Source organism: Pseudomonas sp. efr-133-TYG-23, from assembly GCF_030209215.1.
Taxonomy (GTDB): domain Bacteria; phylum Pseudomonadota; class Gammaproteobacteria; order Pseudomonadales; family Pseudomonadaceae; genus Aquipseudomonas; species Aquipseudomonas rhodesiae.
Genome location: NZ_JARVSL010000035.1, coordinates 63,679 through 88,267, shown reverse-complemented (window position 1 = coordinate 88,267; position 24,589 = coordinate 63,679). Strand labels below are relative to the sequence as shown.

Here is a 24,589-nt window from a genome sequence, read left to right as displayed (position 1 = left end):
TTGTAAAGAATGGCTCGTTACATTGGTCCAAAATGCAAACTCGCTCGTCGCGAAGGCACCGATCTCTTCCTGAAGAGCGGCGTGCGCGCGATCGAATCGAAGTGCAACATCGAAGCAGCACCTGGTATCCACGGCCAACGCCGCGGTCGCCAGTCCGATTACGGCACCCAACTGCGTGAAAAGCAGAAGGTCCGTCGTATCTACGGCGTTCTCGAGCGTCAGTTCAGCGGCTACTACAAAGAAGCTGCTGGTAAGAAAGGTGCAACCGGTGAAAACCTGCTGCAACTGCTCGAATGCCGTCTGGACAACGTTGTATACCGTATGGGCTTTGGTTCGACTCGTGCCGAATCCCGTCAGCTGGTATCGCACAAGTCGATCAGCGTTAACGGTCAGACCGTAAACGTTCCGTCTTACCAGGTTCGTGCTGGTGACGTGGTCGCAGTTCGCGAGAAAGCTAAAAACCAACTTCGCATTGTCCAAGCTCTCGATCTGTGTGCCCAACGTGGCCGCGTAGAATGGGTAGAAGTAGACACTGAGAAGAAGTCGGGCGTTTTCAAGAACGTTCCAGCTCGCAGTGATCTGTCCGCCGACATCAACGAAAGCCTGATTGTCGAGCTCTACTCCAAGTAAGGGCTAGAAAATAGGTGCATCCATGCAGATTTCGGTAAATGAGTTCCTGACACCCCGCCACATTGATGTGCAGGTTGTCAGTCCAACCCGCGCTAAGATCACTCTCGAGCCTCTCGAGCGTGGTTTTGGCCACACCCTGGGCAACGCGCTGCGCCGCATCCTGTTGTCCTCAATGCCCGGCTGTGCAGTAGTCGAGGCCGAGATTGACGGTGTGCTCCACGAGTACAGCGCCATCGAAGGTGTACAGGAAGACGTAATTGAAATCCTGTTGAACCTTAAAGGTCTGGCTATCAAGCTGCACGGCCGTGACGAAGTTACGCTGACCTTGTCGAAGAAGGGTTCGGGGGTGGTTACCGCTGCCGATATTCAGCTGGATCATGATGTCGAGATCGTTAACCCCGATCACGTAATCGCTAACCTGGCGTCTAACGGCGCCCTGAACATGAAGCTCACCGTAGCTCGTGGTCGTGGTTATGAACCGGCCGACTCGCGTCAGAGCGATGAAGACGAAAGCCGCAGCATTGGTCGCTTGCAGCTTGACTCTTCGTTCAGCCCGGTTCGCCGTATCGCATACGTGGTGGAAAACGCCCGTGTCGAACAGCGTACTAACCTGGACAAGCTGGTTATTGATCTGGAAACCAACGGTACCCTGGATCCTGAAGAGGCTATCCGCCGCGCTGCAACCATTCTGCAACAGCAGTTGGCTGCGTTCGTCGATCTCAAAGGTGACAGCGAACCAGTGGTAATCGAGCAGGAAGACGAGATCGATCCGATCCTGCTTCGCCCGGTTGACGATCTGGAACTGACTGTACGTTCGGCTAACTGCCTTAAGGCGGAAAACATTTACTACATCGGCGACCTGATTCAGCGTACCGAAGTAGAACTGTTGAAGACTCCGAACCTGGGCAAGAAATCCTTGACCGAAATCAAGGACGTTCTGGCCTCCCGCGGTCTGTCCCTCGGCATGCGCCTCGACAACTGGCCGCCTGCAAGTCTTAAGAAGGACGACAAGGCGACTGCCTGATCGTCGTAATCACCGAACGTGAGTTTGGTAAGGAATGAACCATGCGTCATCGTAAAAGTGGTCGTCACCTGAGCCGTACCAGCTCGCACCGCAAGGCCATGTTCCAGAACATGGCGGTGTCGCTGTTCGAGCACGAGCTGATCAAAACTACACTGCCGAAAGCTAAAGAACTGCGTCGCGTTGCTGAGCCGCTGATTACTTTGGCTAAGACAGACAGCCTGGCTAACCGCCGTCTGGCTTTCGACCGTACTCGTTCGAAAGCTATCGTTGGTAAGCTCTTCAACGACCTGGGTAAGCGCTACGCTACCCGTGAGGGTGGCTACCTGCGCATCCTCAAGTGCGGTTTCCGCGCTGGCGACAACGCGCCAATGGCGTACGTCGAGTTGGTTGATCGTGCTACTGCTGGCGAAGCTGTAAGCGCCGAGTAAGACGACAGTCTGTAACGAAAAACCGGGCCTAGTGCCCGGTTTTTTGTGCGCACAAGAAAAGCGCGATGGGTACAAGCTTCCTCAAATTGCAGTTGGCACCATGAGTATAGGAATTGTTGGTAGATATTTTCTATTGATGCTTACGATTTAATGAATTTGTCAGTGTCATGTTGATGATCAATACTTCCTTCAAGCCGACTAGCCGGCAGTGCCACATCTGACCTGAGGAAAATTGAACATGAGCCAGGATAAAATCCTTACCACCGCGAGCGGTGCTCCCGTTGCGGATAACCAGAACTCTCGTTCTGCCGGCCCGCGTGGTCCTCTGCTTCTTGATGATTTTCATCTGATCGAGAAGCTTGCTCACTTCAACCGTGAAAACATTCCTGAGCGCCGCGTACACGCGAAAGGCTCGGGCGCATACGGCACGTTTACCGTGACCCGCGACATCACCCAATACACCAGTGCTAAGCTTTTCGAAGCGGTTGGCAAGCAGACGCCTACCTTTTTGCGATTTTCTACGGTCGGTGGCGAGCGTGGTTCCGCTGACACTGAGCGCGACCCCCGCGGTTTCGCTTTGAAGTTCTATACCGAAGAGGGTAACTGGGACATCGTGGGTAACAACACGCCGGTATTCTTCATTCGCGATCCGTTGAAATTCCCTGACTTTATCCACACTCAAAAGCGCCTGCCGCAAAGCAACCTGAAAAGCGCGCAAATGATGTGGGATTTTTGGTCGCATTCTCCCGAAGCGCTGCATCAGGTCACGATTTTGTTCTCTGACCGCGGTATCCCTGATGGCTACCGTCATATGCACGGCTTCGGTAGCCACACCTACAGCCTGATCAACGCGCAAGGCGAGCGGCATTGGGTCAAGTGGCACTACAAGACCAAGCAAGGCATCAAGAACCTCGCGCCGGAAGAAGCCGCGCGCCTCGCGGGAACAGATCCCGATTACGCGCAGCGCGACCTGTTCAATGCAATTGAGCGCGGAGAATTCCCTAAATGGCGGGTTTGCATCCAGATCATGACTGAGGCGCAGGCCAATGCTCATTACGAAAATCCTTTCGACGTGACCAAAACATGGTCGCAAAAGGAATTCCCGCTGATCGAAGTTGGCGAGCTGGAGCTTAACCGTAACCCGCAAAACTACTTCGCTGAAGTAGAGCAAGCTGCGTTCGGCCCAAGCAACATGGTTCCGGGTGTGGGGTTGTCTCCCGACCGTATGCTGCAAGGTCGCGTATTCGCTTACGCAGATGCGCACCGCTACCGTGTCGGTACCAACCACCAGCAGCTGCCAGTGAATGCGCCGCGCAGCCCGGTGAATAGCTACCAGCGTGACGGCTCCATGGCATTCGGTAGTAATGGCGGGGCGGCTCCCAACTACGAACCGAACAGCTATTCCGACGCGCCGAAACAAGCGCCTCAATATGCTGAACCCGCGTTGGCATTGAGTGGTGCGGCGGACCGCTACGATCATCGCGAAGATACCGACTACTACAGCCACGCCGGTGCGCTGTTCCGGCTGATGAGCGATGAGCAGAAAGCTCTGCTCACCAACAACATTGCTGGTGCTATGTCCGGGGTTTCGGGTGATGTCGTTGAGCGTCAGTTGCGACACTTCTACAAAGCAGACCCCGCTTACGGAGAAGCAATCGCAAAGGCGCTGGGTGTATCGCTTAACTGACTCTAAACGAGAAGCAGAACCGCCCTCATTTGGGCGGTTTTTGCGTTATTTCAGCTACTTTTCGCGATAAATCTTCACTTTTCTGCCGTTGGTCTCGTGACCTCCGGGTCATCATGGTTCAAACTACAGACTTTCAAGCAGGGAGATGTAGGGCGATGCAAGGTCACCCCGACGTAATCGATTACCTCAACACGTTGCTGACGGGCGAACTGGCAGCTCGTGACCAATATTTCATCCATTCGCGCATGTACGAAGACTGGGGCTTTACCGAGCTCTACGAGCGTATCAACCATGAAATGGAAGAAGAGGCACAGCACGCCGATGCGCTGATGCGCCGCATCTTGATGCTCGAGGGAACGCCACGTATGCGCCCTGATGATCTGGATGTGGGCACGACGGTACCTGACATGCTCGCCGCCGACCTTCGCCTTGAGTACAAAGTTCGTGCTGCGCTCTGCAAGGGCATTGAGTTATGCGAACAGCATAACGACTACGTCACCCGCGAAATTCTGCGTGTGCAGTTGAACGACACTGAAGAAGATCACACCTACTGGTTGGAAAAACAGCTGGGTCTGATCAAGCTGATTGGTCTGGAAAACTACCTGCAATCGCAGTTCTGATTTCCGGTACGAAAAAGCCCCTGTCACCCAATGAGGTGACAGGGGCTTTTTATTGCGCCGGATAAATCAGGCCCGATCGCGTGCCAGCAAAGGTTTCAAGTAGTAACCCGTGTGGGATTGAGGCATCTCGGAGACCTGCTCCGGCGTGCCCACTGCGATGATCTGGCCACCCTTGGAGCCACCTTCCGGCCCGAGGTCCACCAGCCAGTCGGCCGTTTTGATCACATCCAAGTTATGCTCGATCACTACCACGGTATTGCCATGGTCACGGAGTCGGTGCAGCACATCCAGCAGTTGCTGGATATCGGCGAAGTGCAGGCCGGTGGTCGGCTCGTCCAGGATGTACAAAGTCTTGCCGGTATCGCGCTTGGATAGTTCGCGAGACAACTTCACCCGTTGCGCCTCACCGCCGGACAGGGTAGTAGCCGACTGTCCGAGCTTGATATACGACAAGCCTACATCCATCAAAGTCTGCAGCTTGCGCGCCAGTGCCGGAACTGCATCGAAGAACTCCCGCGCTTCCTCGATCGTCATTTCGAGGGTTTCGTGGATGCTCTTGCCCTTGTATTTGATCTCCAGGGTCTCGCGGTTATAGCGCTTGCTCTTGCATACATCGCAGGGCACGTAGATGTCCGGCAGGAAGTGCATTTCTACCTTGATCAAGCCATCGCCCTGGCAGGCTTCGCAGCGGCCACCCTTGACGTTGAACGAGAACCGGCCAGGCCCGTAGCCGCGGGAGCGCGACTCCGGAACCCCAGCGAACAGTTCGCGAATCGGGGTAAAGAGCCCGGTGTAAGTTGCAGGGTTAGAGCGCGGCGTGCGACCAATAGGGCTCTGGTCGATATCGACCACTTTATCCAGATGTTCCAGGCCCTTGATGCTGTCGTGTGCCGCCGCTTCCAGAGTGGTCGCGCCGTTCAAGGCGGTGGCACTGAGGGGGAATAGCGTGTTGTTGATCAGCGTCGACTTGCCTGACCCGGAAACACCTGTCACGCAGGTAAGCAGGCCCAGTGGAATCTCCAGGTCTACATTGCGCAAGTTATTACCACGCGCGCCCTTGAGGTGCAGGGCCATCTTCTTGTTACGCGGTGTGCGTTTGGCCGGGACTTCGATCTTTACTCGACCCGAAAGGTACTTACCGGTCAGCGAATCCGGGTGAGCCATGACCTCGGCCGGCGTGCCCTCGGCGACAATATGTCCGCCATGCACGCCTGCGCCCGGTCCGATGTCGACCACATAATCCGCCAGGCGAATCGCATCTTCATCGTGCTCGACCACAATCACCGTGTTACCGATATCGCGCAGGTGTTTCAAGGTGCCCAGCAACCGGTCGTTGTCGCGCTGGTGCAAACCAATCGACGGTTCATCGAGGATATAAAGCACACCCACGAGGCCTGCGCCGATTTGACTGGCCAGGCGAATCCGTTGGGCTTCACCGCCGGACAGCGTGTCCGCGCTGCGATCGAGCGAAAGGTAGTCCAGGCCGACGTTAACCAGGAACTGCAAACGCTCACGAATTTCCTTGAGAATCTTGTCGGCAATTTCCCCGCGCCGTCCGGTGAGCTTGAGCTCACCAAAGTACTCACAGGCATCGCCAATCGGCAGATTGGTCACCGCCGGCAGGGTTTTTTCACCAACCCACACATGACGCGCCTCGCGTCGCAGGCGCGTACCCCGGCAATCCGGGCACGGCTGGGTGCTGAGGAACTTCGCCAATTCTTCGCGCACGCTCGCCGATTCGGTCTCGCGATAGCGGCGCTCCAGATTCGGCACGATGCCTTCAAACGGGTGAGAACGCTTGACGATATCGCCTCGGTCGTTCAAGTACTTGAAGTCGACATTCTGCGAGCCGCTGCCATTTAGGATGACCTTTTGCTGGTCCGCTGGCAGTTGGTTGAACGGCACTTCCAGACTGAATTTATAGTGGGAGGCCAGCGAACCGAGCATCTGGAAGTAATAGACGTTACGCCTATCCCAGCCGCGTATCGCGCCTTCGGCAAGGGTCAACTCACCATTGACCAGGCGCTTGATGTCGAAGAATTGCTTGACCCCCAGACCATCGCAGGTCGGGCAGGCGCCGGCGGGGTTGTTGAAGGAGAACAGCTTGGGTTCCAGCTCGCTGATGGCGTGGCCACAAATCGGGCAGGCAAAGCGCGCGGAGAAGATGATTTCTTCGCCCGGTTCGTCATCCATCGGTGCGACCAGGGCAATACCGTCCGCCAGTTTCAGTGCAGTTTCAAACGATTCCGCCAGGCGTTGCTGCAAGTCCGCCCGCACTTTGAAGCGATCGACGACAACATCGATAGAATGCTTCTTCTGCTTGTCGAGCTTCGGTGCTTCATCGAGTTCATAGAGCTTGCCGTTGATGCGAGCTCGCACGAAACCCTGGGCGCGCAGCTCTTCGAATACGGACAGATGTTCGCCCTTGCGCTCGCGGATCACCGGCGCCAGCAGCATCAGCTTGGCCCCTTCGGGCTGCGCTAACACCAGGTCGACCATCTGGCTGACGGTCTGGGCTTCCAGAGGAATGTCGTGGTCCGGGCAGCGCGGGATACCTACCCGCGCATACAGCAGGCGCAGATAGTCATAGATTTCGGTAATGGTGCCCACGGTGGAACGGGGGTTATGGGAAGTCGACTTCTGTTCGATGGAAATGGCTGGCGACAGACCTTCGATGGTATCGACGTCAGGCTTTTCCATCATCGACAGGAACTGGCGGGCGTAGGCCGACAGCGACTCCACATAACGACGCTGACCTTCGGCATACAGCGTATCGAAGGCCAGAGACGATTTGCCGGACCCCGACAGGCCGGTGATCACGATCAGTTTGTCCCGTGGCAGGGTCAGGTCAATGTTCTTCAGGTTGTGGGTTCTAGCCCCACGAATCAGGATCTTGTCCAAGATGGCCTCGCACGGCGGGCGTAAATAATGCCGGAGTATACGGCTAAAGACTGGATGAATATACACTGTCAAAAGGCCGCTTGCAGCCTTACATGAAAGCTGCGCGGCAAACCGCCGCATATACCCTCTCAATCGATGGGACTGGTAGAATCGCCGCCGGTTCACACGAGGTTTTTCCATGCACGATCCCCACAGCGAACGCATGAGTAGCGGTGAGACCCGCGCGGCAAGCGGTCTGGCCCTGGTGTTCGCCTTCCGTATGCTTGGCATGTTCATGGTGTTGCCGGTACTGGCGACTTACGGGATGGATCTCGCAGGCGCGACCCCCGCTTTGATCGGTCTGGCCATTGGTGCCTACGGCCTGACCCAGGCGATTTTTCAGATTCCGTTTGGGATCATTTCCGACCGCATTGGTCGTCGGCCGGTGATTTATCTCGGGCTGGTCGTATTTGCCCTTGGCAGCGTGCTCGCAGCGCAATCCGATTCCATATGGGGCGTAATCGCCGGCCGCATCCTACAGGGCGCCGGGGCAATTTCCGCTGCCGTGATGGCGTTGCTGTCGGACCTGACCCGCGAGCAGCATCGTACCAAGGCCATGGCCATGATCGGCATGACCATCGGTCTGTCGTTTGCCGTGGCCATGGTGGTGGGCCCGCTGTTGACGCGCGCTTTTGGTCTGCATGGTTTGTTTCTGGCCACCGGCGGCATGGCGTTGTTCGGGATCGTGATCGTGGCGTTCATGGTGCCGCGCTCCACCGGCACGCTGCAGCACCGCGAGTCCGGCGTGGCGCGCAAGGCGCTGTTGCCGACGCTCAAGCACCCGGACCTGCTACGCCTGGATTTAGGTATCTTCGTATTGCACGCCATGCTGATGTGCAGCTTCGTCGCCTTGCCCCTGGCCCTGGTGCAAAAAGCCGGTCTGCCCAAGGAACAGCACTGGTGGGTGTACCTGACCGCGTTGCTGATTTCATTCTTCGCCATGATCCCGTTCATCATCTATGGCGAGAAGCGACGCAAAATGAAACGTGTTTTGCTGGGCGCCGTCGCGACATTGATGCTCACTGAACTATTCTTCTGGCAGTTCGGCGATAGCCTGCGGGCACTGGTGATCGGCACGGTAGTGTTCTTCACCGCGTTCAACCTGTTGGAGGCTTCGCTGCCTTCGCTGATCAGTAAAGTTTCACCGGCCGGCGGCAAGGGCACGGCGATGGGGGTGTATTCCACCAGTCAGTTCCTGGGCTCCGCATTGGGCGGCATCATGGGCGGCTGGATGTTCCAGCATGGCGGTTTGTCGGTTGTGTTCCTCGGGTGCGCAGGTCTGGCTGCCCTCTGGCTGGCCTTTGCTGTTACCATGCGCGAACCTCCGTATGTGACGAGCCTGCGCCTGCCGTTATCGCCTGAAGCGATGCGCGAGGCTGGCTTGGTCGAGCGCCTCAAGGCCGTCGTTGGAGTAACGGACGCAGTAGTGGTTGCGGAAGAAGCCGCGATCTACATCAAATTGGACACCGAATTATTGGATCGCGCGACGCTCGAGCAACTGGTCAACCCAGTGCCGACAGCGCGCCCAGCTTAGGAGAACGTTATGGCCCGTGGGGTTAACAAAGTCATATTGGTCGGTACATGCGGCCAGGATCCCGAAGTTCGCTACTTGCCTAACGGTAATGCCGTGACCAACCTGAGTCTGGCGACCAGCGAACAGTGGACCGACAAGCAGACCGGCCAGAAGGTCGAGAAGACCGAATGGCACCGCGTGTCGATGTTCGGCAAGGTCGCGGAAATCGCCGGCGAATACCTGCGCAAAGGTTCGCAGGTCTACATCGAAGGCAAATTGCAGACCCGCGAGTGGGAAAAAGACGGCATCAAGCGTTACACCACTGAAATCGTGGTCGACATGCAAGGCACCATGCAACTGCTGGGCGGCCGTCCACAGAGCGACCAACAGGGCCAGGGCGGCATGTCCAACTCGGCACCGCGTCCACAGCAGTCGCGCCCACAGCCAAGTCAGCAGCCACAGCGTGAGTCGCGTCCAGCGCCACAGCAGGCGGCACCTCAGCCGGCGGCGGATTTCGACAGCTTTGATGACGATATCCCGTTCTAGGGCTTAAAGCTTCGAAACGAAAACCCCCGATAGTCCAGGCTTCGGGGGTTTTTTATTACCGGTTAAACCGCCCAGTTGTCCTCACCGGTCACAGAATTTAGGCTAGGGCCAACTTCTAGAAACGGAAAGCCGCGATGACCTGGTCAGCCAAGCAATACACGATGTTCGAACAGCAACGTACCCGCCCGGTGCGTGATCTGGTTGCCGCCATCCCCACCGTCGAGGTGCGCACGGCTGTTGATCTGGGTTGCGGTCCAGGCAACTCCACCGAAGTATTGGCGGCGCGTTTCCCGCAGGCGCACATCACTGGCATCGACAGCTCCGACGATATGTTGATCGACGCCCGTAAGCGTTTGCCTGCCTTGAATTTCGAACTGGCGGATATTGGCGCGTGGCAGCCGTCCCAGTCTTTCGATGTGATCCTGGCCAACGCCTCGCTGCAATGGCTGCCCGACCACGCTACGTTGTACCCGCACCTGATCCAGCAACTGACGCCCGGCGGCACCTTGGCCGTGCAGACGCCGGACAACCTTGATGAACCTGCGCACCGGCTCGCTCGCGAAGTCGCTGCCGATGGCCCGTGGGCGGCGAAGATTGGTGGCTTCAAACACAACGAGCGGCATGCGCCTGGCTACTACTACGAACTGCTGAGCAAGCACTGCAGCACGGTCGACGTATGGCGCACCACCTACCAACATCCGTTGGCCGATCATGGGGCCGTGGTGGAGTGGTTCAAGGGCACAGGGCTGCGACCTTTTCTTGCGCCGTTGACTGACGAAGAAAGAGTCGCTTTCCTACAGGAATACCAGGCGCGGATCACCCAAGGTTATCCGGCTCTCGCTGACGGCACCGTGCTGTTGCCGTTCCCGCGTCTGTTCATCATCGCCACGCGCTAAAGCGTCCCTTAATGGTGGCGGTCAGGCCGTCGCCGTTTGCGCTGTCAGAAACTCATCCGCCGACACCACGCCCGCATAGCCGAATGCCAGTGACGCCATATAGGCGCCATGCACCTGCGCTGCGGGAATCACTTGGCCGTTGAACTCCAGGTCGCGGGTGGCGCACGCATCATGGATCACGGTGACGGTGTAGCCCATGTCTGCCGCAGCCCGCACCACGCCGTCGATGCACATATGGCTCATGCTGCCAACCACTACCAGTTCGGTGATGCTGCGTTGTTCGAGCAACGCGCGCAGGTTGGTTTCGCGAAACGCGTTCACGAAATGCTTGAGCACCACTGGCTCATCGCCTTGATTGAGCACCTGGCTGTGCAGGTGTGCGCCTTCGGAGCCGGGAGTGAAGAAGGGTGCATCCTCGGACGTAAACTCATGACGCACATGAATCACCGCGTCGCCGGCCTGGCGAAAGGCTTGCAGCACCTGCGCCGCCTTGTCGGCAGCGGCTTGCACGCCGTCGAGCGGCCACTTGCCCTGGGGGAAGTAGTCGTTCTGGATATCGATTAGGATGAGCGCCTGCTTGGCCATGGAGGTTGCCTCGTGATGGGTTGATGGGCCCAGTATCTTAGCTGGCGCCGCGCCCGAGGATTGGCAGCACCGACAATAACAGGGGGAAAACTGACAATGGCCGTGGAACGCTCCACCGTTGAGCTGGGTGTGCTGATCTATCAGGGCGCGCAATTGGCCGCGGTGCATGGTTTGACCGATCTGTTCGGCGTGGCCAATCGCATTGCTGCCGAACATGCGTCCACCCAGCTACCGTTGCTGCGCATCAGCCATTGGCAAATGCAGGCCGAGGGTGAACCGGTGCGGATATTCGACAGCCAGCCCGGCCCGGATCTGCCGCTGATGGCTGTGCTGGTGCCGCCCTCGATTTGTGGCTTCACTGACGACCAGGCGCCGCCGACTCTGCTGGCATGGCTGCGTAAAAGGCATGCCGACGGTACGGTGCTCGGCGGCGTGTGCATCGGTTCGATCATGCTGGCGCGCAGCGGCCTGTTGGACGGGCGCAGCGCCACCACCCATTGGTCATCCGCCGAATCGTTTGCCGCGCTGTACCCGGCGGTGCGGCTGGAGGCGGATAAGCCCATTGTGGACGACGGCGACCTCATCACCACCGCCGGGCTGATGGCCTGGTCCGAATTGGGCTTGCGCCTGGTCGACCGCCTGATGGGGCCGAGTATCGCCGCCGACACCGCGCGTTTCCTGGTGATCGAGCACAGCGACAGCGCCAGCCAGTGCGGCAGCAACTTTGCGCCGATCCTCAGCCATGGCGATGGGGCGATTCTCAAGGTCCAGCATTGGTTGCAGGCCAGCGGCGCGGTGGATGTGTCCGTTGCAGCCATGGCGCAGCAGGCGGGACTGGAAGAGCGCACGTTCCTGCGCCGTTTTCGCAATGCCACCGGGCTCAAACCCACCGAATACTGCCAGCACCTGAGGGTTGGCAAGGCGCGGCAAATGCTGGAATTCACCAATGGCACCATCGACCACATCGCTTGGACCGTGGGTTATCAAGACCCCAGTGCCTTTCGCGCCACCTTCAAGAAGATCACCGGCTTGGCGCCGAGCGACTACCGTAGTCGTTTTGGCGTTTGAATCGTGCAGAACGCCGGAGGCACTAGAAGAGGTCGTGCAGAATCAAACAGGCCAATGGCTATCGCTTTGAGCATAACTGACTGATTTGCCAGCGCTGTCCCTCTACTTGGGGTTGGCCTGATCCCTGCAACTGTCCTTCTACACACATGGCAGGATGGCCAAGGGGGACGCATGACCCCGATTCAACGCAAAAAATCTGTGGCGGCGCATTCCACGCGCGATGGAGCGCCCCAGCATGAAGTCGACACCAATCGCGCCCTGGCCCGTTGGCTGGCGCAAATCCTCGGGCTCAAGTTCGCTGGCAGCTATAGCCCGCAGCAGCACGCGGGGCGCGATCTCTACTTATTGCCTACGCAAACCATTGTCGGCCAAGAACAGGCCCGCGCTTTGAATATCCAAGGTCCGGACGACCTGTGGGGCGGATATGTGGATCATGCTTTCATCTGCACCAAAGCCATCAGCCATGGCTTGCTCGGCCCAGATGCCGAGGCACCGGAGGGTTGGTCGCCGCAGTTCTGCGAGCAAGTGCGCGATGTGGTGCTTGATGGCCTCAGCGTATTTGCCTTGGGCGATGCGCGGGAGGCTGCCACGCGCCTGCTGTACAGCGGGGCGATTCGGCTGAAACCCGTGCATGCCTGCGCAGGGCGCGGTCAACAAGTGATCCGTAGCCTCGACGAACTGGATACCGTGCTGGCGCGCCCGGAAGCAGCGGCAATGTTCAACGACGGCGTAGTGCTGGAGCAGGACCTGCACGACGTCGTCACCCACAGCGTGGGCCAGAGCTTTATCGGCGATTACGTGCTCAGCTACTGCGGCCAGCAATACCTGACGCGGGACGGGCAGGGCGAAGAGGTCTACGGTGGCTCCAACCTGCTCGTGGTGCCTGGCGATTATGCCGATCTGCTTGCACTGGCGCTGCCCGACGACGTGCGCCTGGCGGTCGAGCAGGCCAGGGTATTCGACGCCGCCGCCGACCAATGTTACCCAGGGTTCTACGCCTCGCGGCGCAACTACGATATCGCCCAAGGTCTGGACAGCCAGGGCCAGCGCCGCAGCGGCGTACTCGAACAGTCCTGGCGCATGGGCGGTGCCAGCAGCGCGGAGGTCGCTGCGCTACAGAGCTTTATCAACCATCCGGGCCTGAAGGCCATTTATGTGTCCTCGGTGGAGACTTACGAGCACCAAGCGCTGCCGGCGGATGCCATCGAGGTGTACCGAGGCCCGGCGGAACACAGCGAATTTCTTCTCAAGTACGTAACGGTCAATTCTTATGACGGCTAGAAGCGAAAGCATTGCGATCGATATCGACGACGAACAAATGAGCGGCACGTTCCTGAGCCCTAAATCCAAGGTGCCCGGCGTGTTGTTTGTGCACGGCTGGGGCGGTAGCCAGGAGCGTGACCTGGAGCGGGCCAAAGGTATTGCGGGCCTGGGTTGTGTATGCCTGACCTTCGACCTGCGAGGTCACGCCGGCACCGGTATTCCGCTGTCGCGGGTGACGCGCGAAGACAACCTGCGCGACCTGCTGGCCGCCTATGACCGGCTGATCGCGCACCCGGCCATCGACACCTCGGCGGTGGCGGTGGTGGGCACCAGCTACGGCGGTTACCTGGCGGCAATCCTCACCTCGTTACGCCCGGTGCGTTGGCTGGCATTGCGGGTACCGGCGCTTTACCGCGATCAGGAATGGCTCAAGCCCAAGCGCGACTTGGATAAAGCCGACTTGATGGATTACCGCAGTACCCTGGTGCAGGCCGAGACCAATCGTGCCCTGCACGCGTGCTCGGTGTTTACCGGGGATGTATTGATCGTCGAATCGGAAACCGACGAGCACGTGCCCCACGCCACCATCATGAGTTACCGTGCGGCATGTCGGCATACTCACTCGCTGACCCACCGCATCATCGACGGTGCCGACCACTCCCTCAGCGATCCGGTGTCCCAGCAGGCTTACACCTCGATCCTGGTGGACTGGATCACCGAGATGGTGGTGGGCGAGCGCTTGAGCATCATCCAGTCGCGCTAAGCCCTATGCGGGTGTTTTTTTCACCCGCAGCGCCTTGGCCTTGGCTTCAACGCCCAAGTACATGACCAAGGCAATCAGCAACGGGCAGATAAAATAGATCGCCCGGTACGCAATCAGCCCGGCCAGCAGGCTGCCGCGCGATGCCTCGTGTTGCAGCAGCGCGATAAACACCGCCTCCAGCACCCCGAGCCCGGCCGGGATATGCGTAACCACCCCGGCAATCGCGCTGATCAGCAGCACGCCGAGCACCAGCGGGTAGTCCAGCTTGCCCGGCAACAGGGTGAAAATCACCGCCGCCATCAACGACCAGTTCAGCGCGCCCAATGCCAATTGCAGACACGCCATGCGCAGCGACGGCAGGTTGATTTCGATACCGCGGATCGACCACGCGCGCTTCTTCGAGAACCGGCAGGCCGCCAGATAGCCCAGGCTCGCCAATACCAGCAACACCCCCACACCCTGCAAGGCGCCGCTGCTCAATTTCCAGCCCGGCGGCAGGGTCACCAGGCCGCTGCTGAACACCACGCCGGCCAGGGCCATGTAACCGAACCAGTTGGTGGCCAGGCTCAGGCCTAGGATCTTGGCAATATTGCTGGTGCTCACCCCCAGTCGCGAATACAGCCGATAGCGCATGGCGATACCGCCCACCCACGCACTTAGATTGAGGTTGAACGCGTAGCTGATGATGCCCACCGGCAAAATCTGCTTCCAGCGCAACGGCTGGCGTATGTAGGTGCGGCCGATCAGGTCGAAACAGGCGTAGACGATGAAACTGCACAGGGTCAACGCGCTGGCGATCAGCAGGGTGCGCAGCTTGAAGTCGCCCAGGGTCTGCACCACTTCGCTCCAGTCGATGCGGCGCGCGAGCATCGTGAACAGCACGATCAGCAGCAGGAAGAACGCGATGGTCAGCGGTTTTTTCCAGCGCTTGAAGCGTGAACCGCCGGTTTCAGTGGTCATGGGCCTGGCTCTCGAAAGGTTTCAAACGCGGTTTATGGGCCGGCAGCCAACCCGTCAGCGCGGGGAAATGGCGCATCACATGGAACACCAGGAAACCCACGGTCAGGCGCCACAGCCACAGGCGTGGCTTGCGGTTTTCCGGCATGGTCTTGCAGTGGTTGTTCGCCAGTGCCTCCAAGCGTTCGTACAACTGCTGGTTGAACGCACGATCACGGATCAGCACGTTGGCTTCCAGGTTGAGCGCCAGACTCAGCGGGTCCAGGTTGCTCGAACCGACGGTGCTCCATTCGTCATCCACCAGCGCCACTTTGCCGTGCAGCGGGCGCTGGCAGTATTCGTGGATCACCACGCCGTCCTTGAGCAGGTAGTCGTAGAGCATGCGCGCCGCCAGCTTGGCCAGCAGCACATCGGGTTGGCCCTGCATGATCAATTGCACATGCACCCCGCGCCGCGCGGCGTTGCGGATCTCACGCAGCAGCCGGTAACCGGGGAAGAAATAAGCGTTGGCGATCACCGCGCGTTTTTGCGCCTTGCTCAACGCATGGATATACGCCTCTTCGATGTCGTCCCGGTGTTGCAGATTGTCGCGGTAAATCAGGCGCACCTGACCGTTACCTTGCTCGACCGGCCATACCGAGGGCCGTTGCTGGCGCCGCCGCCAGCCACGTCGGGTGCGCACTTGGCGGCCGCTTTGCGCCAATGCGAAATGATGCAGGTCGGCAACCGCCGGGCCGGTGATTTGCACCGCGTAATCCTGTTTGGCTTCCGGGCCGAAATCGCCGAGGTGGTCGGCGGAAAAATTGATCCCGCCGATAAACCCCACGGTAGCGTCCACCACCACGATCTTGCGGTGCAGACGGCGAAACCAGTTGGTGCGAATGCCCAACGTCTTGGACGCCGGGTCGAACATCTGCACCGCCACGCCCGCATCCGCCAACGCACCGAGGAACGCCGGGCTCAACTCGCCGCTGCCAAAACCGTCGAGGCTGGCGACCACCTTGACGCCCCGTTGCGCCGCTTCGATCAAAATACTCTGCAGCTCATTGCCCACCTTGTCTTCGAAAAGAATGAAGGTCTCCAGCAGGATCTCGCGCTGGGCCTGGCGCATGGCCTCGAACACCCTGGGGAAGTACGCCTCGCCATTCTCCAGCAGCTCGACTTGATTGCCGCTCTGCCAGCCGTAATCGAGGTCGCGGGCCTTGGCTTCGTCCGGCGGCTGATCGGTGGAAATGTGTTCTACCGCAATGTTCATAGTTCGATCTCCACCGACAGCGGCACGTGATCTGACAGATGGGACCAGGGCCGTGTAGTCAGCACCCGGGGGTTATGGGCGGTGAGGTTGCGCACGTAGATACGGTCCAGCGCCAACAACGGCAGGCGCGCCGGGAAGGTCCGCGCCGGTTTGCCGTGGGCGCCGACGAACACTTCGGTCAGACCGCTGCGGCTCAAGTCGGCTTTTTGCCGCCAATCGTTGAAATCCCCCGCCACCAGCAACGGTGCATCCGCCGGAATTTCCGCGATGCGTTGCTCCAGCAGGCGCAATTGCTGCTGACGATGCACCTCACGCAGGCCCAGGTGGATGCAGATCGCGTGCACCTCCTGGCCCGTGCCCGGCAAGCGCAGCACGCAATGCAGCAGGCCACGGTTTTCGTGGCCGCTCTGGGAGATGTCGAGGTTGTCGTAGCGCACGATCTGGAACTTCGAAAGCAGCGCATTGCCGTGGTCGCCGTGGGGGTAGACCGCGTTACGCCCATAGGCGAACTGCGGCCAGATGCTGTCGGCGAGGAACTCGTACTGCGGCATGTTCGGCCAGTTGCTGTAGCGCTGCGGGTGTTGCTCGTGGGTACCGTGGATCTCCTGCAAAAACACCATGTCGGCGCCGATGCTGCGCACCGCTTCGCGCAGCTCGGGCAGGATGAAGCGGCGGTTGAGTGCGGTGAAGCCCTTGTGGATATTCACCGTCAGCACGGTAAAGCGCGTGATCGGCGCCGTGGGGGTGATGGGGATCAATTCAGGGTGGGTCATGGCAACACTCCCGGTTCCGGCAGTTGTCCGGGTGCGGTGGCCAAGTGCTTGTCCAGCGCGAAATGCTGCAGCAATTGGCGGGCATCGAAAGGCGCGCGCACCTTGATGTCATTGTCGAAAAAACAGAACACGTCGCGTTGCTTACGTGCCGGTGGCGTGTGGTGCGGGTCGATCAGGTGAGCATCGGCAGGCTGTTTGCCGTGGCGCCAGCAGTCGATGCGCTCGCCCCAGCGTTTGAGTGCTGCATCGGTATAACCGCTGGCGTACAACTGCTTGTCGCCGTGCAGGCGCAGGTACACAAAGTCGGCAGTCACGTCCTCGGCATACGGCCACTTGCCGGCGGTGTCGGCCACCACCAGCGCTACGTTGTGCTGTGCCAGCAGCTTTACAAACTCGGGGGTGACAAAGCTTTTATGCCGGATCTCAACCGCATGGCGCAGCGCACGCTTGCCGTGGGCCTGCATGCTCGCCTTGCCGTTCAGGCGCGCCTCATGCTGGCGGGCGAGGGTGGCGGCTTGCTGGGTGTCGGTGGGCAGCTCCTTTAGAAACGCCTCGAACAGCGGCGCATCGAACTTGAAACTGGGTGGAAACTGCCAGAGCACCGGGCCGAGTTTTTCTTTCAGCTCCAGCACCCCGGAGGCAAAAAAATTCGCCATTGGCTTATGCACATCCCGCAAGCGCAGGATGTGGGTGATATAGCGCGGGGCCTTGACGCTGAACATAAAACCTTCAGGCGTATCGGCGTACCACTCGGCATAGCGCTTGGGCGTTTGCAGCGCATAGAACGAGCCGTTGATCTCGATGCTGTTGACGGCGCGTGACGCAAACTGCAATTCGCGTTTCTGGGGCAGCCCTTCGGGGTAGAAGTCCCCGCGCCAGGGCGTATAGCGCCAGCCGGATATGCCGATGTGAATCGCCGCCATGGTTGCTCCTGTCAAGGCCAGGCCGGTTTGCCTGCGTTGTTGGATGACTGCCGGATTTGGCGGAAAGTTTCGCGATTCCTACAGACGGCACATTCTCGGGAACGATCAGGAAGCAAACCCGTCAGTTCCTTACAGACCTACGCGAAGGAGCCCGGTGTTTTGCTGAATTCAAAGACTGCATTACTGCTTGGTGCGCTGCTGTTGTGTGGCAGCGGCGCATTGCACGCCGCGGCTACCGCGCCTGAACCCGAAGCCCCGGCCAAGCCGGAGTTGCTGGTGGAGGGCGGCCTTCTCGGCGCGATCAGCTCCAGCCTCGATGAGGTGCAGGACAAGCTCGATCTCAATCAGAACCTTATCGATGCCTGGCGCTTGCGCGCGGACCGCGCCGCCGATGAAGTCGGGCGTCTGGTTAACCAGACCGCGCAGCGTTCGCCGTGGAGCGTCGCCGGGGACTTTGTGTTGCTGTCCGGTGTGTGGATCGGCGCCTTTACCCTGTTGACTCTGCTCGGTCGGCTGATCGTGCGGCGTCTTGGCCAGCGTTCTTTCTTCGAGCGGCGTGAGCGCCTGTTGGGCGTGCTCAGTTATGTCGTGCCCTATACTATTCCGGCACTGATTTGTCTGCCGCTGACCCTGTACGTCAGCCATTTTCTTTCCCCGTCCATTGGTCGCGCGCTGGCGCTGTGTTTTGCCTACGCGACCAGCAGCGGCATCTTCTCTACCTCGGTACTGTTGTGCGTGATCGTCATGTTTAACCTCGGGCATAAGCGGCGCGCAGTGCAGATCATTCGCGAGTACTGCCCAAAGCCGCTGTTCCTGATCGGTTTTCTCGCCGCGCTCAGCGATGCACTGACCAGCCCACAGATCGCACGGCAGTTCGGCGGCAATATCACCAGCAGTATCGCGGTGTTCACCGGCCTGTTCGCGGCGGTGATTTTTGGCGTGCTGGTGGTGCGCCTGCGTCGGCCAGTGGCGCATTTAATCCGGAATCGGCCGCTGGCCCAGCGCCTCAAGCATCCGGCGTTGCAGCAGTCGCTGCGGGTGTTTTCCGGGTTGTGGTACTGGCCAATCCTGTTGATGGTGTTGGTCTCGGCGATCAACCTGATCGGTGCCGGCGACGATAACCAGAAAGCCCTGCGTTGCGCGCTGTTCACCACCATTTTGTTGATCGGCACGGTGTTTCTCAGCACGGTGCTGCAACACCTTTTCAAGTCCCGCAGCCAGGTGGCAATCCAGCGCAGCAGCGCCTACAAGGAGCGCTTCCTCAGCCTGTTGCATGCGGTCCTGCGCATCGTTATGGCGATTGCCTTTATCGAGATTCTTGGGCGCATCTGGGGCGTGTCGCTGTTTGAATTCGCCCAACGCAATTCGGTGGGCCGGGCGATCAGTGACTCCCTAAGCAGCATCGGCCTGATCCTGCTGGTGACATGGCTGTTTTGGGTGGTGCTCGACACTGCGATCCAGGAAGCGCTCAAGCCGCCGGTAAACAAACGCTCCAGCCGCCAACCCAGCACCCGGGTCAAAACCATCCTGCCGCTGCTGCGCAATGCGGTGAAGATCATTCTGGTGGTGATCTGCGCGATCACCACTATGGCCAACCTTGGCATCAACGTCGCGCCGCTGCTGGCGGGTGCCGGTGTGGTCGGTCTGGCGATTGGTTTTGGTTCCCAGCAGTTGGTGCAGGATGTGATCACCGGCCTGTTCATCATCATCGAAGACACGCTGTCGATCGGCGATTGGGTGGTGCTCGACTCCGGCCATGCCGGCACCGTCGAGGGCCTGACCATCCGCACCCTGCGCCTGCGCGACGGCAAGGGCTTTGTACATTCGGTGCCGTTCGGGCAGATCAAGGCGGTGACCAACCAATCGCGGCAATTCGCCTATGCGTTTTTCTCGGTGCAGTTCACCTATGACACCGATGTGGACAAGGCCGTGGAGCTGATCCGCGAGGCGGGGCAGTCGATCCGCGACGACGTGTTCCTCAAATACAACCTGCAAGGCCCGCTGGAAGTATTCGGCGTCGACAAAATGGACCTCAACGGCGTGGTGCTGACCGCGCAATTTCGCACCGTGTCGGGCGGGCAGTATGCGGTGAGCCGCGCGTTCAACCAGCGCTTGAAGAAGCTTGTGGATAACTGTGACGAGGTGCACTTTGCGCAGACTTATCCACAGCAGGTGTTGCTGCCCATGCGCAAAGCACAGTTGGATGAACCGGATGCTGAGGCGCCGGTTGTTTGATGGTGTGTGTTAGGGCCCTATCGGGGGCAAGCCCCCTCCCACAGTGGCGGCCAAAGTGTGGGAGGGGGCTTGCCCCCGATGAGGCCCTCAAGCTTACAGCCTGATCAACTTCTCCTGCACCGCCTGCTGATCTTCCTCCACCAGCAATTGCTGCTTGCTGCCGACCCTCACCGCTGCCGGCAGCCCGTCGCGATACACGATGCGATTGCCACTCACCGCCGGCACTTTATTGCCCGGCAATAAGGTCCCCACCAGGTTCAACGGGTCCGCACCGCACACGGCCACCAGGCGCCCGTCATGGGGACGACGCCGCACTTCGCGCAGTAATGGGATGGCTTCTGGCAAGGCAAATTGTTCACCTGCCAGACCGCTGACAAACCGTCCGCCGCGAATCTCCCCTCGGGCCTCCAGGCGGTGGAAGGTGCGCAGCAGTTCGCGCCAGCTTGGCAGCCAATCGGCCTCGCGTTCCAGCAAGCGCCAGAACACCACGCCGTAGCGACGCAGCAGGGTCATTGCCACATGCTCCAGGGTTTCGGCCGAGTGCGGGCCGGCGGCGCTCGGTGGGCGACGGATCAGCGCCCAGCGCCCCGCATCGTCCATGCCGCCGATAAACGCCCCGCGTCCGCGTCGACTGCTGCGCGCCTGGCGTTTGCTGGCGATGGTGGTCAGTGCGCGCAGGCCGGCAAAACTGTCGGCATTCACCAAACCGGCACCGACCAGTTCCAGCAGCGCGGTTTCCAGCTCGCTGCGCAAGAGATGGGCTTCGTGCACCAGCTCGTCGAAGAACAGCGCGCCGTGTTCACGCAACACTCCGTGGACTTTCTGCGCCTTGGGCGACAGCGTGCTGCTGTCGGCCGCATCGGTCAGGCCGCTCCACATGCCCACCTGGCTGCGCGGCAGTACCACCACCGGCGTGCTGCGTTGGGCGCTGGCGCTGTGTTTGTCGGTCAGGCGCATCCAGACCCATTTGCCGCTGCGGCATAGCTCATCGAGCCAAGTCGGCGAGTAATCCTTGAGTCGAACGCTGAGTAGATCGCTGTCCCACGCTGACGCGGCGGCGGCATAGCCTTCGAATTGCCCGACGATCTTCGCCAGCATGGCGCTGCCTTGGCCACGGGTTTCATCGGACAAGTGCTGCCAATCGAACAGAAACCGCATGAAGTCTTGCAGCGCCACCGGTTCGATTTCCCGGCGCAGACGCTTGACGGTGTAGCGATGGATGCGCGCCAGCAGGTGCCGTTCGCACCATTGCTCGTCGTCGGCCCCGGGGCTGAAGTGGCCGCGCAGCACGTAGCCTTCCTGTTCCAGCCGAGCCAGGGCCTGAGCGATGTCGGTGGCCGGCAAGGCCAGGGGCGCGGCGATCTCGGCCAGGGTCTGCGGGCCGAACCCACTGAGTCGTGCGCGCAGTATTTCCGCGAGGGCGTCTTCATGAATCCAAGGCTCATCAAAACCGGGCAGCAGCGCCAGGTGGTGGGGAATGATCGCCTGCCAGATATTCAGGCGCTCCACCGCCACCCACAGACCGTTGGGTAAACAATGGGCGCGCCCGGTTTTGGCCAGTGCTTGCAGCCACGTGGCCCAGGCTGGTGTGATTTCGCTGGGGGCGATGCCGCCCAGGCTCATCAGCGCTTCGTGCATCTCATCCACGCCTTGAGGCGCCGGCCAGGCTTCTTCGCGTACGCCGGCGATGGCTTCTGCATCCAGAGCACCCAGGTCGTCGGTGCTCTGCGGATCGCTCCAGCGGCGGTTCAGCACGGCTTGGGTACGTCGCTCCTCCAGCGGCGCGTCATCCAGAAACGTGTAGGGGCGTGCACTGAGAATTTCCGCGGCCATGGGCGAAGGCGCCGGCAGATCGCGGCTGATCAAGCGCACTTGGCCGCTTTCCATACGCCGCAACAGGGCAAGCCAACCGTCGCTGTCCATGGCGTCGTGCAGGCAATCATCGAGGGTTTGTTCCACCAGCGGGTGTTCCGGCACTTCACGCTCCCCGGCGAGGTTTTCCAGGCAGGCGATCTGGTCGGGGAACACGCTGGCGATCAGGTCTTCGCTTTTCATGCGCTGGATCTGCGGCGCCACCTTGCGCCCGCCGGTGTAGCGCGGCAACGCCAGGGCCACGCCGGCGTTCCAGCGCCAGCGCACGCCGAACAGCGGCGCGTCGAGCACGGCCTGGATCAGCAGGTGTTCGGCAGTCTGGCTGTTGAGGTAACGCCATACTTCGTCCAGCGGGAAACTGTGGCTGGTGGACAGCGACAGCACGATCGCATTTTCACTGGCCGCCGCCTGCAATTCGAAGTTGAACGTGCGGCAAAAGCGTTTGCGCAGGGCCAAGCCCCAGGCGCGGTTGATGCGGCTGCCGAAGGGCGTGTGGATGATCAATTGGGTGCCGCCGGAGGCGTCGAAGAACCGCTCCATGATCAGCGTGTCTTGGGACGGTAGCGCGCTCAAGGCCTGGCGCGCGCGGGCCAGGTAATCGAGGATCTGCTCGGCGCTGGCGCGGTTCAGGCCCAAGGTCTGGGTGAGCCAGGCCGAAGCCGTGCTCAAGTCGCCGGGAGTGGCGCCGAGCAGGCTGTCCAGATGCCCCTGCAAACGCGCCACAGCGGCCGACAACTCATGGCTGCGCCCTGGCGCTTCGCCCAGCCAGAACGGAATGGTCGGCGGTTGGCCATGGGCGTCTTCCACCCGCACTTTGCCGGCGTCGACCCGCAGGATGCGGTAGGAGGTATTGCCCAGTTGGAAGATATCCCCGGCGATGCTTTCCACCGCGAAATCCTCGTTGACGCTGCCAATGTTCAAGCCCTGGGGTTCGAGCAAGACGCTGTAGTCGGCGTTGTCCGGGATCGTGCCGCCGCTGGTCACAGCGGTCAGCCGTGCGCCACGTCGGCCGCGCAGGGTGTGGGTCACGGCATCGCGGTGCAGGTAGGCGCTGCGGATGCCCTGGCGCCCGTTATAGCCGTCGGCGAGCATGTGCAGCAGAGCCTGGTAGTGGCGCTCATCCAGCTCGGCATAAGGCGCGGCGCGGTGGATCAGCGCCAGCAGGGCGTGTTCCGACCACTCCTGGGCGCTGACCTCGGCGATGATCTGTTGCGCCAGCACATCCAGCGGTGCCACGGGGATGTGCAGCGTGTCCAGCTCACCTCGGCGCACGCAGTCGAGCAGGGCGGCGCACTCAATCAAATCATCGCGGGTGAGGGCGAACAAACGGCCCTTGGGTGTGCCGCCCACATGGTGGCCGGAGCGCCCGACCCGTTGCAGAAACCCGTTGATGGACCCGGGCGAGCCGATCTGGCACACCAGGTCGACGTCGCCGATATCGATCCCCAGCTCCAGGGAGGCGGTGGCGATCAGCACTTGCAGCTCGCCGGCCTTGAGGCGTTGCTCGGCATCCAGACGCATCTCCTTGGCCAGGCTGCCGTGGTGGGCGGCCACTGCGGTTTTGCCCAGGCGCTCGCTCAGATGCCGGGCCAGGCGCTCGGCCAGACGCCGGGTGTTGACGAAGATCAGAGTGGTGCGGTGCTCGCGCGCTAGATCGGCGAGGCGGTTGTAGACCAGCTCCCAGACATCGTTGGCCATCACCGCTGACAACGGCACCGGCGGCACTTCGATGTCCAGATCGCGGGGGCGCGCGTGGCCGATGTCGACAATGGCGCAGGGGCGGCCCGTGCCCACCAAAAAGCGCGACACCGCCTCGATGGGCTTTTGCGTGGCCGACAAGCCGATGCGCATCAGCGGTTCGCCGCACAAGCCTTGCAGACGCTCCAGGCTCAGGGCCAGGTGGCTGCCGCGCTTACCGGCGGCGATGGCGTGGATTTCATCGACGATCACCGTGCGCGTGGTGGCGAGCATCTGCCGGCCGGAGTCCGAGCCCAGCAGCACGTAGAGTGATTCCGGGGTGGTCACCAGGATATGCGGCGGGCGTTTGCGCATCTGTGCGCGGTCTTTTTGCGGCGTGTCGCCGGTGCGCACGGCGGTGCGGATCGTCAGCGGTGGCAAGCCCTGTTGCTGCAAATGGTGGGTGATGCCCGCCAGCGGGGTTTGCAAGTTGATCTGGATGTCGTTGGACAGCGCCTTGAGTGGCGACACATACACCACGAGCGTCTCATCCGGCAGTTCGCCGCCGTTGGCCAGCCCCTGGTGGACCAAGTCATCGAGCACCGCCAGAAACGCCGTCAGGGTCTTGCCCGAACCGGTGGGCGCGGCGATCAACGTTGAGCGGCGCTGGCGGATCAGCGGCCACGCCTGGGCCTGGGCAGCGGTTACGGAGGGGAAGCTGCTGCGGAACCAGGCGCTGACGGCGGGGTGGAAACCGTTCAGGACCGTGTCGGTTGATTCAGATACGTTCATGGAGTGATTGATACTGCCAGTTCCAACAAGTTGCAAACCCGTACTTTATCCGTGACGGTTGCGCTACAAACCCGCAAAATGCAACGATTCTGGCAACTATCCACGGCACGGCCCACAGCCTTGTCGACAACCACCATCGTTC

The 24,589-nt window shown here is 60.5% G+C and carries 19 protein-coding genes; 12 read left to right on the top strand and 7 right to left on the bottom strand.

Going from position 1 to position 24,589, the window contains the following annotated elements:
• Nucleotides 1-9 precede the first annotated feature (9 nt).
• The 5 genes from rpsD to bfr all read left to right on the top strand — a co-directional run bounded on the left by rpsD (nucleotide 10) and on the right by bfr (nucleotide 4,389).
• On the top strand, nucleotides 10-630 hold the full coding sequence (gene rpsD / locus QRN41_RS22335; protein WP_003176404.1) for a 30S ribosomal protein S4: 621 nt from the start codon (nucleotides 10-12) through the stop codon (nucleotides 628-630).
• Nucleotides 631-652: 22 nt separating this feature from the next.
• The gene (locus QRN41_RS22330; protein ID WP_003176403.1) at nucleotides 653-1,654 is read left to right on the top strand and encodes a DNA-directed RNA polymerase subunit alpha; all 1,002 of its coding nucleotides are present in this window, start codon (nucleotides 653-655) and stop codon (nucleotides 1,652-1,654) included.
• A 41-nt stretch (nucleotides 1,655-1,695) separates the two neighbouring features.
• Nucleotides 1,696-2,082, top strand: coding sequence for a 50S ribosomal protein L17 (gene rplQ / locus QRN41_RS22325; RefSeq protein WP_003176402.1), 387 nt, complete (start codon nucleotides 1,696-1,698; stop codon nucleotides 2,080-2,082).
• A 238-nt stretch (nucleotides 2,083-2,320) separates the two neighbouring features.
• On the top strand, nucleotides 2,321-3,769 hold the full coding sequence (locus QRN41_RS22320) for a catalase (protein WP_094066834.1): 1,449 nt from the start codon (nucleotides 2,321-2,323) through the stop codon (nucleotides 3,767-3,769).
• A gap of 155 nt (nucleotides 3,770-3,924) precedes the next feature.
• A complete protein-coding gene (gene bfr, locus QRN41_RS22315) occupies nucleotides 3,925-4,389 on the top strand; it encodes a bacterioferritin (RefSeq protein WP_003176400.1) in 465 nt (154 codons plus the stop codon).
• Between the two features lie 66 nt (nucleotides 4,390-4,455).
• Here bfr and uvrA read toward each other — a convergent pair whose 3' ends face one another.
• Nucleotides 4,456-7,290 carry an excinuclease ABC subunit UvrA gene (uvrA, locus tag QRN41_RS22310; protein WP_034100993.1) on the bottom strand — a complete coding sequence of 945 codons (2,835 nt, stop codon included), beginning with the start codon at nucleotides 7,288-7,290 and terminating at the stop codon, nucleotides 4,456-4,458.
• A gap of 178 nt (nucleotides 7,291-7,468) precedes the next feature.
• Between uvrA and QRN41_RS22305 the strand changes: the two genes are divergently transcribed.
• From QRN41_RS22305 to tam, 3 genes are all read left to right on the top strand, one after another.
• Nucleotides 7,469-8,863 carry an MFS transporter gene (locus tag QRN41_RS22305; RefSeq protein WP_034100992.1) on the top strand — a complete coding sequence of 465 codons (1,395 nt, stop codon included), beginning with the start codon at nucleotides 7,469-7,471 and terminating at the stop codon, nucleotides 8,861-8,863.
• A gap of 9 nt (nucleotides 8,864-8,872) precedes the next feature.
• The gene (locus QRN41_RS22300; protein ID WP_047882862.1) at nucleotides 8,873-9,388 is read left to right on the top strand and encodes a single-stranded DNA-binding protein; all 516 of its coding nucleotides are present in this window, start codon (nucleotides 8,873-8,875) and stop codon (nucleotides 9,386-9,388) included.
• Between the two features lie 134 nt (nucleotides 9,389-9,522).
• Nucleotides 9,523-10,284, top strand: a complete 762-nt coding sequence (gene tam / locus QRN41_RS22295) for a trans-aconitate 2-methyltransferase (protein ID WP_034139480.1) — start codon at nucleotides 9,523-9,525, stop codon at nucleotides 10,282-10,284.
• 21 nt (nucleotides 10,285-10,305) lie between these two features.
• Here the strand turns inward: tam and QRN41_RS22290 are convergent, their stop codons facing one another.
• Nucleotides 10,306-10,869 (bottom strand): cysteine hydrolase family protein, encoded by a 564-nt coding sequence (locus QRN41_RS22290; RefSeq protein ID WP_034100989.1) that lies wholly within the window; start codon nucleotides 10,867-10,869, stop codon nucleotides 10,306-10,308.
• 96 nt (nucleotides 10,870-10,965) lie between these two features.
• Here QRN41_RS22290 and QRN41_RS22285 point away from each other — a divergent pair, with 96 nt between their 5' ends.
• The 3 genes from QRN41_RS22285 to QRN41_RS22275 all read left to right on the top strand — a co-directional run bounded on the left by QRN41_RS22285 (nucleotide 10,966) and on the right by QRN41_RS22275 (nucleotide 13,963).
• A complete protein-coding gene (locus QRN41_RS22285) occupies nucleotides 10,966-11,937 on the top strand; it encodes a GlxA family transcriptional regulator (RefSeq protein WP_285422144.1) in 972 nt (323 codons plus the stop codon).
• A gap of 171 nt (nucleotides 11,938-12,108) precedes the next feature.
• Nucleotides 12,109-13,218: a DUF3182 family protein gene (locus tag QRN41_RS22280; protein WP_285422143.1), complete on the top strand. Its 1,110-nt coding sequence runs from the start codon at nucleotides 12,109-12,111 to the stop codon at nucleotides 13,216-13,218.
• Nucleotides 13,208-13,963 (top strand): alpha/beta hydrolase family protein, encoded by a 756-nt coding sequence (locus tag QRN41_RS22275; RefSeq protein WP_285422142.1) that lies wholly within the window; start codon nucleotides 13,208-13,210, stop codon nucleotides 13,961-13,963. Before QRN41_RS22280 ends, QRN41_RS22275 begins: the two co-directional genes overlap by 11 nt.
• Before the next feature lie 3 nt (nucleotides 13,964-13,966).
• On the opposite strand, the gene QRN41_RS22270 is transcribed toward QRN41_RS22275, so the two are convergent.
• Genes QRN41_RS22270 through QRN41_RS22255 form a run of 4 tightly spaced genes read right to left on the bottom strand, consistent with a single transcriptional unit; the run spans nucleotide 13,967 to nucleotide 17,871 of the window.
• Complete coding sequence (locus QRN41_RS22270; RefSeq protein WP_034100985.1) at nucleotides 13,967-14,923, bottom strand: lysylphosphatidylglycerol synthase domain-containing protein; 957 nt, start codon at nucleotides 14,921-14,923, stop codon at nucleotides 13,967-13,969.
• On the bottom strand, nucleotides 14,913-16,175 hold the full coding sequence (clsB, locus tag QRN41_RS22265; RefSeq protein WP_285422141.1) for a cardiolipin synthase ClsB: 1,263 nt from the start codon (nucleotides 16,173-16,175) through the stop codon (nucleotides 14,913-14,915). The genes QRN41_RS22270 and clsB overlap by 11 nt, the downstream gene beginning before the upstream one ends.
• On the bottom strand, nucleotides 16,172-16,948 hold the full coding sequence (locus tag QRN41_RS22260) for an endonuclease/exonuclease/phosphatase family protein (protein ID WP_034100983.1): 777 nt from the start codon (nucleotides 16,946-16,948) through the stop codon (nucleotides 16,172-16,174). The genes clsB and QRN41_RS22260 overlap by 4 nt, the downstream gene beginning before the upstream one ends.
• The gene (locus tag QRN41_RS22255; RefSeq protein WP_236218675.1) at nucleotides 16,945-17,871 is read right to left on the bottom strand and encodes a DUF72 domain-containing protein; all 927 of its coding nucleotides are present in this window, start codon (nucleotides 17,869-17,871) and stop codon (nucleotides 16,945-16,947) included. The genes QRN41_RS22260 and QRN41_RS22255 overlap by 4 nt, the downstream gene beginning before the upstream one ends.
• A gap of 159 nt (nucleotides 17,872-18,030) precedes the next feature.
• On the opposite strand from QRN41_RS22255, the gene QRN41_RS22250 reads away from it, so the two are divergent.
• On the top strand, nucleotides 18,031-20,106 hold the full coding sequence (locus QRN41_RS22250; RefSeq protein WP_285422140.1) for a mechanosensitive ion channel family protein: 2,076 nt from the start codon (nucleotides 18,031-18,033) through the stop codon (nucleotides 20,104-20,106).
• Nucleotides 20,107-20,199: 93 nt separating this feature from the next.
• Here QRN41_RS22250 and QRN41_RS22245 read toward each other — a convergent pair whose 3' ends face one another.
• Nucleotides 20,200-24,447 (bottom strand): DEAD/DEAH box helicase, encoded by a 4,248-nt coding sequence (locus QRN41_RS22245; RefSeq protein ID WP_285422139.1) that lies wholly within the window; start codon nucleotides 24,445-24,447, stop codon nucleotides 20,200-20,202.
• Between the last annotated feature and the right edge of the window lie 142 nt (nucleotides 24,448-24,589).